The organism is Bradyrhizobium neotropicale (assembly GCF_001641695.1).
GTDB lineage: Bacteria > Pseudomonadota > Alphaproteobacteria > Rhizobiales > Xanthobacteraceae > Bradyrhizobium > Bradyrhizobium neotropicale.
Map to the genome: position 1 here is coordinate 230,768 of NZ_LSEF01000090.1, position 13,744 is coordinate 244,511.

The 13,744-nt window shown below is 65.0% G+C and carries 11 protein-coding genes; 1 reads left to right on the top strand and 10 read right to left on the bottom strand.

All coding sequences use genetic code 11. From position 1 onward, the window contains the following. Positions 1 to 25: 25 nt before the first annotated feature. From AXW67_RS30115 to ltnD, 6 genes are all read right to left on the bottom strand, one after another. Positions 26 to 1,228 (bottom strand): efflux RND transporter periplasmic adaptor subunit, encoded by a 1,203-nt coding sequence (locus AXW67_RS30115; RefSeq protein ID WP_063680811.1) that lies wholly within the window; start codon positions 1,226 to 1,228, stop codon positions 26 to 28. Beyond that, positions 1,215 to 4,394: an efflux RND transporter permease subunit gene (locus AXW67_RS30120; RefSeq protein ID WP_063680812.1), complete on the bottom strand. Its 3,180-nt coding sequence runs from the start codon at positions 4,392 to 4,394 to the stop codon at positions 1,215 to 1,217. The genes AXW67_RS30115 and AXW67_RS30120 overlap by 14 nt, the downstream gene beginning before the upstream one ends. Positions 4,395 to 4,652: 258 nt before the next feature. Beyond that, entirely contained in the window at positions 4,653 to 6,344 is a 1,692-nt protein-coding gene (locus tag AXW67_RS30125) for a methyl-accepting chemotaxis protein (RefSeq protein ID WP_063680813.1), read from the bottom strand. A 168-nt stretch (positions 6,345 to 6,512) separates the two neighbouring features. Then, complete coding sequence (otnK, locus tag AXW67_RS30130) at positions 6,513 to 7,790, bottom strand: 3-oxo-tetronate kinase (protein WP_063680814.1); 1,278 nt, start codon at positions 7,788 to 7,790, stop codon at positions 6,513 to 6,515. Beyond that, on the bottom strand, positions 7,787 to 8,569 hold the full coding sequence (gene otnI / locus AXW67_RS30135; protein WP_063680815.1) for a 2-oxo-tetronate isomerase: 783 nt from the start codon (positions 8,567 to 8,569) through the stop codon (positions 7,787 to 7,789). The genes otnK and otnI overlap by 4 nt, the downstream gene beginning before the upstream one ends. Before the next feature lie 14 nt (positions 8,570 to 8,583). Beyond that, entirely contained in the window at positions 8,584 to 9,564 is a 981-nt protein-coding gene (gene ltnD, locus AXW67_RS30140; RefSeq protein ID WP_430648739.1) for an L-threonate dehydrogenase, read from the bottom strand. 42 nt (positions 9,565 to 9,606) lie between these two features. On the opposite strand from ltnD, the gene otnC reads away from it, so the two are divergent. Next, a complete protein-coding gene (otnC, locus tag AXW67_RS30145) occupies positions 9,607 to 10,281 on the top strand; it encodes a 3-oxo-tetronate 4-phosphate decarboxylase (RefSeq protein ID WP_063680817.1) in 675 nt (224 codons plus the stop codon). 163 nt (positions 10,282 to 10,444) lie between these two features. Here otnC and AXW67_RS30150 read toward each other — a convergent pair whose 3' ends face one another. The 4 genes from AXW67_RS30150 to AXW67_RS30165 are packed head-to-tail and all read right to left on the bottom strand — an operon-like array spanning position 10,445 to position 13,677. Continuing rightward, complete coding sequence (locus AXW67_RS30150) at positions 10,445 to 11,149, bottom strand: ABC transporter ATP-binding protein (RefSeq protein ID WP_063680818.1); 705 nt, start codon at positions 11,147 to 11,149, stop codon at positions 10,445 to 10,447. Continuing rightward, positions 11,133 to 11,864: an ABC transporter ATP-binding protein gene (locus AXW67_RS30155; RefSeq protein WP_063680819.1), complete on the bottom strand. Its 732-nt coding sequence runs from the start codon at positions 11,862 to 11,864 to the stop codon at positions 11,133 to 11,135. The genes AXW67_RS30150 and AXW67_RS30155 overlap by 17 nt, the downstream gene beginning before the upstream one ends. After that, entirely contained in the window at positions 11,861 to 12,844 is a 984-nt protein-coding gene (locus tag AXW67_RS30160; protein WP_063680820.1) for a branched-chain amino acid ABC transporter permease, read from the bottom strand. Before AXW67_RS30160 ends, AXW67_RS30155 begins: the two co-directional genes overlap by 4 nt. After that, positions 12,844 to 13,677, bottom strand: a complete 834-nt coding sequence (locus AXW67_RS30165) for a branched-chain amino acid ABC transporter permease (RefSeq protein ID WP_245283843.1) — start codon at positions 13,675 to 13,677, stop codon at positions 12,844 to 12,846. Before AXW67_RS30165 ends, AXW67_RS30160 begins: the two co-directional genes overlap by 1 nt. Positions 13,678 to 13,744: the final 67 nt, after the last annotated feature.

Below are 13,744 nucleotides of genomic sequence, written 5' to 3' on the forward strand. Positions count from 1 at the left end.
CTTTGCGCACCCTACAAGCTCAGAGCTAGCTCCTCGGCGCCTGCTTCTCCGACGCGGTGGCCGGCTTGCCTTTGGCACCGGCGCCGACGACGCGCACTTGATCGCCGTCAGAAAGGCCGTCCGGCGGAGCCGTGATGATGCGGTCGCCGGGCGCGATGCCTGAGGCAAGCTCGATCTCGCGGCCGAGATCGCGGGCGATCGTCACGGTCTTGAACTGCACCTTGTCGTCGGGGCCGACGGTCGCGACACGCAGGCCATTGCTGTTGAAGATGAGAGCGCTGGCGGGGATGCTGAGCGGCGCGGAATCGCGCTGCAGATTGAGCTTCACGCTGGCATAGCCGCCGGGCATCAGTTCGCCGCTCGAATTGTCCAGCCCGAGCTGCATGCGCGTGGTGCCGGAGGCGACGTCGACGGCCTGCGAGGAAGCTTCCACCGTCGCCTGGAACGTCCGGTTCGGGTATTCCGGCAGGGTGATGGTGGCCTTGGCGCCGATCTTGATCGCCGGCACATAATTCTGCGGCACGTTGACGTAGACGCGCAGCTTGGTGATGTCGGAGACCACGAACATCGCCGGGCCCGAGCCGCCACCGGCATTGATCAGCGCGCCGACGTCGGTGTCGCGCGCCGTGACCACGCCGTCGAACGGCGCGGTGATCTTCTTGTAGCCGGCCAGCGCCTCCAGGCGCTCGACATTGGCCTGTCCGGAGTGGACGGCAGCGTTCTTGTTGGAGAGGTCGGCCGTGCGTTCGTCGATCTCCTGCGCGGAGACGAAGTTGGAGGCGACCAGCGTCTTGCGCCGGTTCAACGTCGCTTCCGACAGCCGCGCGCTGGCCTGCTGGCTGGCGAGGTCGGCGCGGGCCTGGAGCAGCTGCTGGTCGAGATCGGGCGCCTCGATCTCGGCGATCACCTGCCCGGCTTTGACGCGGGCGCCCATGTCGGCGCTCCAGCTCTTCAGATAGCCCGAGACGCGCGCGAAGATCGGAGCGCGGTAATAGGCTTCCAGCCGGCCCGGCAGGTCGATGGTGGCGTTGAGGCCCTTGGCGTTGGGCGAGGTCACCGCAACACTCGGAACGGCCTGATCATCGGTCCATTCCTTCAGCTTGGAGCCCTGTTCCTCGCGGGCACGGATGCCGGTGCCGACGAGGAGGCCTGCCGCTATCAGTGCCACCACGCCGAAGATGCCCAGTTTCCGGTGCGACACCGGCGAGCGAGGTTCAGTGGGCGACATGCGGAGTCTCCAATGGGGCGGCGGCTTTGGCGCCTTGTTTCTTGTGTACCATACTGAACACCACGGGAACAAACATCAGCGTGGCAAAAGTTGCAAAGATCAGGCCGCCGATCACGGCGCGGCCAAGTGGCGCATTCTGCTCACCGCCCTCGCCCAGCCCCAACGCCATCGGGGCCATGCCGATGATCATGGCAAGCGCCGTCATCAGCACCGGGCGGAACCGGACGAAGCCGGCCTCGAGCGCGGCCGCGACGGGGTCGCCGAGCTCCTCATAGCGCTCGCGGGCGAAGGAGATCACGAGCACGCTGTTGGCGGTGGCAACGCCCATGCACATGATGGCGCCGGTGAGCGCCGGCACTGACAGCGTGGTCTCGGTGGTGAAGAGCATCCAGATGATGCCGGCGAGCGCAGCCGGCAACGCCGTGATGATCACAAAGGGATCGGACCAGGACTGGAAGTTCACGACAATCAGGAAGTAGATCAGCACGACCGCGCCTAACAGGCCGAACAAGAGGCCGGTGAAAGCGCTGTTCATGGTCTGCACCTGACCGAGCAGCACCACGGAGGAGCCCTTCGGCACCTCCTTGGCGGTATCTGCGATCACCTGGCGGATATCATTGGCGACCGCGCCGAGATCGCGGCCTTGCGTCGTGGCGAAGATCTGCACCATCGACTGGATGTCGTATTGCGACACCACCGCGCTCGACGTCGAGCGCTTGATGTCCGCGATGCCGCCGAGGATCGGCGACTGTGAGTTGCCGGTCGCCGTGATCGGCAGCGTCTGCAGCGCGCTGAGCGAGTCGATCTGGTATTGCGGCGTCTGCATCACGATGGAGTAGGACACGCCGTTGTCCGGATTCAGGTAGTATGTCGGCGCCACCTGCGAGGAGCCGGCGAGATTGACCACCAGGCTGTTGGTGACGTCGCGCTCGGTCAGGCCGACATATTGCGCGCGGGTGCGGTCGACATCGATGTTGAAGGTCGGGTTGTTCGGCGACTGCTGGATGCGCGCATCGGCCACGCCGGGAATCCTGCGCACCTTCGCCAGCAGCTTGTTGGCATAGGCGAAGTTGGCATCGAGGTTGGCGCCGCGGATCTGCAGGTCGATCGGCGCGGGCGCGCCGAAGTTCAGGATCTGGCTGACGATGTCGGCCGGCAGGAACGCGAAGCTCACACCCGGGAACAGACGCGGCAATTGCTCGCGCAGCACGCGCACATGTTCCTCGGTGGGCTTGTGGCCCTCCTTCAGCTTGATCTGGATGTCTCCGTCCTGCGGACCGATCACGCCGGTGTTGTTGTAGGTCATGTTGATGCCGGAGATCGGCATGCCGATGTTGTCGGTCAGCGTCTCGATCTCGCCCGGGATCAGCTTGCGGATCGCCTTCTGCACGTCGGCGAGCTGGTTGGCGGTCTCTTCCACGCGCGTTCCGACCTGGGTGCGGACATGCATCAGGATATTGCCGGCATCGACTGCGGGGAAGAAGTTGCGGCCCAGGAACGGCACCAGCGCGAATGACGCGCCGACCACGCAGAGGAAGCCGATCACGAACACGGCGCGGTGCGCCAGTGCCATGCCCAGGAGGCCGCGATAGCCGCCGCGGATGCGCTCGAACCGCGCCTCGAAGCCGCGCTGGAACCAGACGAAGGGATTGCGCGATTTCGGCGGCGCGCCCTCGTGATGGACATGCGCCTGCAACAGGTAGTTCGCCATGGTCGGCATCAGCGTGCGCGACAGGATGAACGACCAGATCATCGCGAACATCACCGCCTCGGCCATCGGCACGAACAGGAAGCGCGCGACGCCGGTGAGGAAGAACATCGGCACGAACACGATGCAGATGCACAGCAGCGAGACGAAAGCCGGCGTCACGATTTGGTTGGCGCCATCGAGGATCGACTGCTCGACCGGCTTGCCCTGCTCGAGATGATAGTTGATGTTCTCGATTGTGACGGTGGCGTCGTCGACGAGGATGCCGACGGCGAGCGCCAGCCCACCGAGGGTCATGATGTTGAGCGTCTCGCCGATCGCCGAGAGCATGATGATGGCGCCCAGCACCGACAGCGGGATCGAGACCGCGATGATGACGGTGGAGCGCCAGCTGCCGAGGAACAGGAGGATCATGACACTGGTCAGCAGCGCCGCGATCACGCCTTCGAAGGCAACACCTTCAATCGCGCCGCGGACGAACACCGACTGGTCGCCGATGAAGCCGATCTTCAACGCGTCCGGCAGCTGATCCTTGACGTCGATCACCTTCTGCTTGATGCCCGAGATGATGTCGAGCGTCGAGGTCGCGCCCGCCTTCAGCACCATCATCAGCACCGAGCGGTTGCCGTCGACATGGACGATATTGGTCTGCGGCGGATTGCCGTCGCGCACGGTTGCGACATCGCGCACATAGACCATCGCGCCGTTGACGGTCTTGATCGGCAGATTGCCGAGCTCGTCCATCTTGAGTGGAGAGTTGTTGAGCTGGATGTTGTATTCGAACTCGCCGATCTTCTGGGTGCCGACCGGCGTGATCAGGTTCTGGGCGGCGAGCGCGTTGGCGACGTCCTGACCCGAGAGGCCGCGCGCCTGGAGTGCGGTTGGATTGAGGTCGATCTGCACCTGGCGCTGCTTGCCGCCGAACGGATACGGGATCGCCGCGCCGGGCACGGTGACCAGCGGCGTACGCAGCTGGTTGATGCCGATATCAGCGAGGTTCTGCTCGGTGAGCCCGTCGCCCGAAAGCGCCACCTGGATGATCGGCACGGTCGAGGCCGAGTAGTTCAGGATCAAGGGCGGTGTCGCGCCCGGCGGCATCTGCTTCAGCAGCGTCTGCGAGATCGCGGTCACCTGCGCGTTGGCGGTGCGGATGTCGACATTGGGCTGGAAGAAGATCTTGATGATGCCAAAGCCGTTATAGGAGTTGGCGACGATGTGTTCGATGTCATTGACCGTCGTGGTCAGCGCCCGCTGGAACGGCGTCGTGATGCGGCCGGACATCTGGTCCGGTGGCAGGCCAGTGTACTGCCAGACCACGCCGATCACGGGAATGCGGATATCCGGGAAGATGTCGGTTGGCGTCCGAAGCGCCGCGAGCGGCCCGATGATCAGAAGCAGAAGCGCGAGCACGACGAAAGTATAGGGCCGGCTCAGGGCAATACGGACCAGGGCAATCATTCGCCGGGCAATTCCAGGTCAAGTGGGAAAACGGAATCCGCCCCACGGGGATTCCTCTTTTCCCTTTACCCGAACACCACTGGAAGCGCCAACGCGAAGCGGCCTCGCGCCATTCAATTCCCTGCTACCCGCACTGCGGATAAGGCATCGCAGCTATGCAGCCCGTGCTCGAAAGATTACAGCGCCAGCTTTCGGCTGCGCAGAAAAAGAGCGGCGCCCGAAGGCGCCGCTCTCGCAGAACTCTCGTGTCTCCGCGGCCTACGCAGCGCGGACATTGGTCAGGAACCTGCTGACCTCGGTCTTCAGCCGGCTCGAGTCGTTCGACAGCATCTGGGCCGCCGATAGCACCTGCGAGGACGCCGTCCCGGTCTCGGTCGCGCCGCGCTGCACGTCGGTGATGTTGGACGACACTTGCTGGGTGCCCTGCGCCGCCTGCTGCACGTTGCGGGCGATCTCCTGGGTCGCGGCGCCCTGCTCTTCCACCGCGGCGGCGATGGCCGAGGAGATTTCCGACAGACGCTCGATAGTCGAGGAGATCTCCTTGATCGCGCCGACCGAGTCGTTGGTCGCGGCCTGGATGCCGGCGATCTGCTGGCCGATCTCGCCGGTCGCCTTCGCGGTCTGCTCGGCAAGCGCCTTCACTTCGGAGGCCACCACCGCGAAGCCGCGGCCGGCCTCGCCGGCACGCGCCGCCTCGATGGTCGCATTCAGCGCCAGAAGGTTGGTCTGGCCGGCGATGGTGTTGATCAGCTCGACGACGTCGCCAATGCGGGAGGCCGCCTTGGAAAGCTCGCTGACGCGGTCGGTGGTGGCGCGCGCCTGACCGACCGCATCGCCCGCCATGCGGGCCGATTCCTGCACCTGGCGGCTGATCTCGCCGACCGATGAAGCCATCTCCTCGGTCGCCGAAGCCACCGACTGCACGTTGGTGGAGGCTTCCTCCGACGCCGCCGCGACCGTGGTCGCCATCTTCTGCGAGCGATCGGCGGTCGAGGTCAGCGTCGAGGCGGAGGCTTCGAGCTGGGTCGAGGCGGACGACACGGTCTGGACGATCTCGCCGATCATCGTCTCGAATTCGCGGGTGATGTTGTCGACGCGGCGGCCGCGCTCGATCTTGGCCTCGGCATCGTGCGCGGCGGCTTCGTCGGCCGCCTTCTTGGCGATCAGCGCCTCCTTGAAGACCTGGAGCACATCGGCCATGGCGCCGATCTCGGTCTTCTCGCCACGGTGCGGGACTTCCGCGGTGAGGTCGCCCTTGCCCAGCGCCTGCATCGGCTCGACGATGGAGTTGATGCCGCTGGAGACGTCGTGGACGAGATAGAAGCCGACGCCGATGCCCGACAGAACCGCAGCGCCCAAGATGATCGCGACGAGGATAAAGGCGTTGTAATAGGTATCGGCGGCATCCGCAGCGGCCTGATCGCCCCCCTTTGTGTTCAGCTCGATGTCCTTTGCCAGGATGGCGTCGGCTTCAAGCCCGATCTTGTTGACGGTCTTGCTGTTCAGCTCGTGCGCCTCATGCGGGATCTTGCCGGCCTCCTGACGCGACAGCGCCATGACCTGCTGAGTGCCTTTCTTGTACTCTTCCCAAGTCTTAGACCACTGATCGTACAGAGCGCGCTCCTCGGGCGAGGTGATCATCGTCTCATAGGTCTTGCGGAATTTGGCGTTGGACTCGACCACCGTCGCGAGTGTTTTCTCGGCTGCGAGCTTTTCCTCCAGCGTCTCTGCCAGCATGTGCTCGCGGATCACGTTGCGGTAAGTGATGACGCCCGCACGAAGATCGCCGATCACACGTACGCTGGGCATCCAGCTCGTGGTGATGTCGATCGTGTTGGCGTTCATCGACCGCATCTTCATGACGGCGAGCAGGCCCATGCCGCCCATCGCGAAGAGCAGGAACGCCAGGACAGTGATGATCTTGGCGCGAATGGAGATCTTGGCGAACATAATCGGGTCTCTTTGCGTTGGACGCGTTGGCGCGTCCTGGAAATGGCGATCAACCAAAAGGATCGGCGCCGTTATCCAACAACAAAGCGACTGAGCAGTTGTTAACTACGACTCCGTACGACTACCGAAGCCGAAAGAAATGAACAGGCGGCTAAGAAGGCCCTGCGCTCAGCGCATGAGCCTAAGCGCGTCCGAGAAAAACTCCGGTCCACCGAAATTGCCCGACTTCAACGCGAGCAGCATATCGCCGGCATCAGAGCCAACTGCGCGCAACACAGGCACACCAGCGGCGATTTCTACTCCCACGAGAAATCCGGGAATCCTCAACCGGTCGACCACCGCGCCGGATGTCTCGCCGCCTGCGACGATCAGACGCCGCACGCCCGCCTGCACAAGGCCTTCCGCGATATCGGCCATGGTTTGCTCGATGGCGTGACCGGCCGCGTCGCGGCCGTGACGCGCCTGCAGTGCTGCGACCTGATCCGGTGTCGCGCTCGACGCGATCAGGACCGGGCCGTCGGCAAGCCGCGGCGTCGCCCACGCCAGCGCACGCTGCGCTTCGTCCTTCCCCGTAATAATACGGTCCGAGTCGAGATGTAACACCGGCATGACAGCTTCGGCCTTGGCGATCTGCTGGAGCGTCGCCTGCGAGCAGCTTCCGGCAAGACAAGCCGCGGGTCCGCCGACCGCGGCGCCCTCCGCGCTGCCGGCCGAGGCCGATTTGACCTTACCTGTCGACACCAGCGCCCGCGCCAGCCCGAGGCCGATGCCGGAGGCGCCAACCGACAGCGTGTGTTCGGCGGCGACGAGACCGATGGTCTCGAGATCGCGGTCGAACACGGCGTCGATGATCGCCGCGCCGATGCCCCTGCCCGAAAGCTCGGCCAGCCGCGCCCGCACGGCATCGACGCTGCGCGTGACGGCCGCGAGGTCGACGAGGCCGACTTGCGCCTTGCTCTGGCGCGCCAGCACCCGCACCAGGTTGGAATCGTGCATGGGGTTGAGCGGGTGATCCTTCAGCGGGCTCTCGTTGAGCGGCACGGCGCCGACGAACAGATTGCCCTGGTAGACGGTGCGGCCGGTCTCCGGGAAGGCCGGCGTCACCAGCACGATCGCTTCGCCGCAATCGGCGCGCAGCGCATCCATCACCGGGCCGATATTCCCGGCATCGGTGGAATCGAAGGTCGAGCAGATCTTGAACAGCACGTGGTGCGCGCCGCGGCCGCGCAGCCATGCCTCGGCCGCGCGGGAGCGCGACACGGCGAGACCCGCCTCGATCGAGCGGCTCTTGAGCGACACCACGACGGCGTCGACCTCAGGCAGCGCCAGATCATCTGCGGGCACGCCGATGGTCTGCACGGTGCGCAGGCCCGCGCGCGTCAGCGTGTTGGCAAGATCGGAGGCGCCGGTGTAGTCGTCGGCGATGCAGCCCAACGCAAGAGTCACGGCTTCACTCCTGCATAGGGCTTGAACCAGGCGAGACCGTCGGTGGTCTTGCCGCGCGGATTGTATTCGCAGCCGACGAAGCCGGGATAGCCAAGCCGGTCGAGTTCAGTGAACAGGAACGGATAGTTCAGCTCCTCGCCATCAGGCTCGTTGCGCGAGGGAATGCTGGCGATCTGGACGTGGCCGATGATCGGCATCATCTCGCGCAGCCGCATCGTCACGTCACCATGGATGATCTGGCAGTGATAGATGTCGAACTGGAGCTTCAGGTTGGGGAGCCTCAACTCCTGGACCACGTCGCGCGAGAACCCGAAATCGTTGAGGAAATAGCCGGGCACGTTGCGCGCATTGATCGGCTCGATCACGATGTCGATGCCGTGCGGGCCGAAGAACTCCGCCGCCCACGCCACCGACTTGTAAAAGGCCTCGATCGCGAGGCGGTCGCCGCGGTTGGCGATGCCGGCCATCAGATGCAGACGCTTGACGCCGGTCGCCTTGGCGTAGGGCAGCGCCGTGTCGAGGCTCTGCTTGAGATCGGCAAAGCGCGCCGGCAACGCCGCAAAGCCCTTCTCGCCGGCATTCCAGTCGCCCGGCGGCAGGTTGAACAAGGCCTGCGTCAGGCCGTTGCGCTTGAGCCGCTCGCCGACCTCCTCGGCCGGATGCTCGTAAGGAAAGAGGAATTCGACGGCGGTGAAGCCGGCTTGCGCTGCGGCATCGAAGCGGTCGAGGAACGGTACCTCGGTGAACATCATCGAGAGATTGGCGGCAAAACGCGGCATTGGAGTCCTCTTGCTTACTTGTCGCCGGGAAGCTTCACACCGGTGACCTGCGCATACATCCGCGCCACCGACGCGTCATCGTCGCGGCCCATGCCGGCGGCAGCCGTCATCAGGAACATCTGCAGCGCGGCGGCTGAGACCGGCACCGGGAATCTGGCCGTGCGCGCCATGTCCTGGATGATGCCAAGATCCTTGACGAATATCTCGACCGCGCTGCGCGGCGTATAATCGCCGTCGAGCACATGCGGCATGCGGTTCTCGAACATCCAGGAATTGCCGGCGGAGGCCGTGATCACCTCATAGACCTTGCGGATGTCGAGACCCTGCTTGGCTGCGAACGCCATCGCCTCGGACGCGGCGGCGATGTGCACGCCGGCAAGCAACTGGTTGATCATCTTGAAGGCGGCGCCTTGGCCTGCGGCATCGCCGAGCTCGTAGAGCTTTGCAGCCATGGCATCGAGCGCGGCGCGCGCCTTTGCAAAGGCGGCGGGAGTGCCCGAAGCGAGGATCGTCAGTTCGCCTTGCGCGGCACGCTGCGCACCGCCGGAGATCGGCGCGTCCAGATAATGCCGGCCGGACGCCTCCAACTGCTTTGCGAGACGCCGCGCCACATCGGGATCCATGGTGGCCGAGGAGATGAAGACGCTGTCCTTCGGCATGGTCTCGGCGGCACCATCCTTGCCGAACAGGACCGCCTCGGTCTGCGCGGCGTTGACGACGACGCTGACGACGACGTCAGCGCCCTTGGCCGCCTCGGCCGGTGTCTTGGCGCCCGCGCCGCCGTCCTTCACGAAGCGCGCCACCGCATCGGCCGAGACGTCGCAGCCGGTGACGGCAAACCCAGCGCGTTTCAGCGAGGTCGCCATGCCAAAGCCCATCGAGCCGAGCCCGATGACGGCAACGCGCTGATTCTGTGATGTGGAGGCAGACATGCAACTCATCCTCTGGAACGTTCCCCGATGGCCGGCTTTGGTCGGCGGCCTGGCAAACCGAATATCACGGCTTGGCCGCGCTGCCAAAGCATGAGACAAGCGGGCATGACGGCCATGAGCAGTGAGACACGGCTTCGCGAGGACATCTGCCGCTTCGGACGCTCTTTGTTCGAGCGCGGGCTGACGCCGGGCTCCTCCGGCAATATCAGCGTGAGGCTGGATGCCGGCGGCTGGCTGGTGACGCCGACCAACGCCTCACTCGGCTTCCTCGATCCGGCGCGGCTGTCGCGGCTGGATGAGCAGGGCCGGCTCGTCTCCGGCGATGCGCCGACCAAGGAAGTTCCGCTGCACACCGCGCTCTACGACACGCGCGGGGGTGCACGCGCGATCGTGCATCTGCACTCGACCCATTCGGTCGCTCTGTCGATGCTGCCCGAGATCGACCCGCGCGCCGCGCTGCCGCCGATGACGGCCTATTACCTGATGAAATGCGGTGCCACCGCGCTCGTGCCCTATTATCGGCCAGGTGATCCGGCGGTGGCGGATGCGATCAAGGGTCTGGCGGGGAAGTATTCGTCAGTGCTGCTCGCCAATCACGGCCCTGTGGTCGCCGGCGACACGCTGGAGGCCGCAGTGTTCGCGACCGAAGAGCTGGAGGAGACGGCCAAGCTGTACCTGCTGCTGCGGGGGATGAACCCGCGCTATCTGTCGCCCGAGCAGGTGAAGGATCTGGTGAAGGTGTTCGGGGTGAGATTGCCGGAGCATGAGCACTGGGAATGACCGATCTCGCGCGGCCTACACCAGGTGAGATAGAGGCAGCGGCCCGTGTTCTCCACGAAGTGGGCTTGCACCATCACTGGTGGTTGCCGCGGGCGCTCGCGGAGCATCCTTCGAGGCGCGCATCTCAGGATGACGGTTGCCTGTGTGGAGAGAGCCGTAACGCCTACAGCCCCAGATACGCCTTGCGCACCTCGGGATTGCCCTTGATCTCCGCCGACGGGCCCTGCAGCAGCACGCGGCCGGTTTGCAGGATGTAGGCGCGGTCGGCGATCTCGAGGCACTCGGCCATGCGCTGCTCGACGATCAGAACAGTCATGCCGGCGTCGCGGATGCGCTTGACCGCCTGGAAGATCTCGTCGACCAGCTTTGGCATGATGCCCTGCGAGGGCTCGTCCAGCATCAAGAGCCGCGGGCGTGTCATCAGCGCGCGGCCGATGGCAAGCATCTGCTGCTCGCCGCCACTTAGCGTCTCAGCACGCTGCTCGAGCCGTTCGGACAGGCGTGGAAACAGCTTGAAGACGAGATCGAGCGGCTCCTCGCGATTGGTCTCGCCGCGATAGAGATAGCTGCCGAGGCGGAGATTGTCGCGCACCGACAGGCGCGGAAACAGGCGGCGGTTCTCCGGCACATAAGCGATGCCGGCGGCGGTGATGTGATGCTGCGCCATGCCCTCGAGGCGCTTGCCGTCGAACATCACCGTGCCCGAACGCGGGCGCTCCGCGCCGGCGATGGATTTCAGCAGCGTCGACTTGCCCGCGCCGTTGGCGCCGGCGACGCAGACGATCTCGCCCTTCTCGACCTCGATCGAGACCGCGGAGATCGCGACCAGGCCCTGATAGGCGGTCGTGACTTCATGCACTGACAGCATGACGATCTCCCAGATATGCGCTGATCACCTTGGGATCGCGGACGACCTCAGTGGGCTTGCCTTCGACCAGCACCTTGCCGAGGTCGAGCACGATGGCGCGGTCGACCAGCGGCATCACGATCTCCATGACGTGCTCGACCATCAACACGGTGATGCCCGCATCGCGCACCTTGCGCACCAGCGCGACGCCGGTCTGCGCTTCGGTCGGCGTAAGGCCGGTGAGGACTTCATCGAGCAGCAGCAGCTTTGGTTCGGTCGCAAGCGCACGCGCGACTTCGAGGCGGCGCTTCTCGGCGGGCACGAGGTCGCTCGCGAGCACCTCGGCACGCGCGGCAAGGCCGGTGAAGTCCAACACCTCATACGCCTTGCGGCGGGCCTCGCGCATCACGGTGTTGCGCACCAGCGCTCCCACGATGACGTTGTCGACCACCGTCATGGTCTCAAAGCTCTTGACCACCTGGAAAGTGCGCCCCACCCCGAGCTGGCAGCGCTCGGCAGCACGCATCCGGGTCACGTCCTGGCCGTCGAACCAGATTGAGCCCTGGGTCGGCGGCAGGACGCCGGCGATGAGATTGAACAGCGTCGATTTACCGGCGCCGTTGGGTCCGATCAGGCCGACGATCTCGCCGCGACCAACCGAGATCGAGACGTCGCTGTTTGCGACGAGGCCGCCAAAGCGCTGCCAGACGCCACGGGTTTCGAGGAGCGCAGTCATCGTGTGGCTCCCTTTGCTTTCGCGCGCGAGAACAAGCTCACCAACCCTTGCGGCAACGCCAGCGAGATCAGCACGATCAGCGTACCGTAGACGATCAGATCGACGCCGCGTCCGGAGCCGCCGATATAGGAGCGCGTCAGCTCCGTCATAGGGATCAGGATGGCCGCGCCGAGCACCGCGCCCCAGAGCGTGCCGATGCCGCCGAGCACCGCCGGCAGCGCCATCAACAGCGAGAACTGGAAGCCCATGACGCTTTCGGGATCGATATAGGCGAGATACTGCGCATAGAACGCACCGCCGATGGCGACGAGGAAGGCGGAGACGGCGGCCGCACCCATCTTGGAATTGAACACGACGACGCCGAGGCTTTCAGCGGCGTCCGGATTGTCCTTCACCGCGCGCCACCAGAAGCCCCATTTGGAATCCTCCAGCCACCAGGTCACGAACCAGGCGAGACAGCACAGCGCCAGCGCGAAATAGAAATACGGCAGCTTGCTGCGCAGGAACTGGAATTTCAGCCAGCTATCGCCCCGCACCGGAATGGTGATGCCGAGCGCGGCGCCCGCCCAGTCCCAGTTCTGGAACAGCAGCAGCCCGATCTCGGCGATGACGATGGTCGCGATCACGAAGTAATGACCGCGCAGGCGGAAGAAGGGATAGCCGAGCACCATCGCGATCAGGGCCGCGATCACGCCGCCACTGATCATGCCGAACCACGGCAGCACGCCGAACTTCGTGAACAGCAGCTCGGTGGTGTAGGCGCCGATGCCGAAATAGAGCGCGTGGCCGAGCGAGATCTGCCCGCAATAGCCGGAGAGGATGTTCCAGCTCTGCGACAGCGCCGCATACATCAGCGTCAGGATCAGGATGTTCTGGACGTAGACGTCTTTCACGAATAATGGCGCAAGCGCTGCCATGACCGCGAGGACGGCGGCGATGATGAGATCGCGGCGGCGCCGCGCGGCAAAATTCTTGTCCATCACATCGACCCGAACAGGCCGCGCGGCCGGATGAAGACGACGAGCAGGTAGACGGCGTAGATGCCGACCGACTTCAGCGACGGCGGCAGCACCAGCGCTGTGACGGCTTCGACAAGACCAACGACGATGCCGCCGGCGAAGGCGCCGAACACGCTGCCGAAGCCGCCGAGCGCGACCGTGACATAGGCGATCAGCGCAAAGGACGCCCCGACGTCGGGATAGATGTAGAAGAACACCGCCATGATCGCGCCGGCAAGACCAACCAGCGCGGCGCCCAGGCCCCAGCCCAGCGCGAACACCCGGTTCTTGTCGATGCCGACGAGCGCGACCGCGCCGGGATCTTCACGGGTCGCCTCCAGCGCGCGGCCGAAATCGGTGCGGTTGATGAAGAAGTAGAGGCCGGCAAAGGCCGCGATCGAGACCAGCGCGCCGATCAGCTGCGGCTCCGGCAGGAAGATGCCGGCCACCGACACCGTCTTGCCACCGAGCCAGGACTGCGGAATGCTGCGGTAGTCCGGCGTGAAGAAGAACTGTGCGAGCCCGCGCATCACGATGGCGAGGCCGAAGGTCGAGAAGATCTGCACCATGCCGGCGTTGGCCTTGGCGCGCATGGCAAAGCGCACGATCAATAGATAGACCACCGCCCCAAATATGAAGAGCGCCGCGGCGACCAGCGGCGCCGACAACAAGGGGTCGATCGCGAAGAAGGCGAACAGGAAGAAGGTCGCGTACATCGCGATCATCAGGAACTCGCCATGGGCGAAGTTCACGACGTCCATCAGGCCGAAGATCAGCGCGAGACCGACCGCGATCAGACCGTAGAGCAGCCCCATCAGGAGGCCGCTCGCGAGACTCTGGATAATGGCTTGGGCTGTCACTGCATCTTCCCCCACACTCTGA